Source organism: Brenneria tiliae (assembly GCF_023347575.1).
Lineage (GTDB): Bacteria > Pseudomonadota > Gammaproteobacteria > Enterobacterales > Enterobacteriaceae > Brenneria > Brenneria corticis.
Genome location: NZ_JAKPCB010000038.1, coordinates 1 through 267 on the forward strand (window position 1 = coordinate 1; position 267 = coordinate 267).

Annotated in this window: 2 rRNA genes; both read right to left on the reverse strand. The window is 53.2% G+C overall.

Annotation, left to right across the window (positions count from 1 at the left end):
- Positions 1 to 82, reverse strand: a 5S ribosomal RNA gene (gene rrf / locus MFP24_RS00180); the annotation flags it as partial.
- 106 nt (positions 83 to 188) lie between these two features.
- Positions 189 to 267: ribosomal RNA gene (locus MFP24_RS00185) — 23S ribosomal RNA — on the reverse strand; the annotation flags it as partial.

Sequence of the window (267 nt, forward strand, 5' to 3'; positions counted from 1 at the left end):
CCACACTACCATCGGCGCTACGGCGTTTCACTGCTGAGTTCGGCATGGGGTCAGGTGGGACCACCGCGCTATCGCCGCCAGGCAAATTCGTTTTATCCCAACCGTTACAGTTTTCTCTGCAACCATCAGAACCAATCCACGAACAAGCTGAAATATCTGAGTCGCTCTCAAAACACCTTCGGTGTTGTAAGGTTAAGCCTCTCGGGTCATTAGTACCGGTTAGCTCAACGCATCGCTGCGCTTACACACCCGGCCTATCTACGTCGT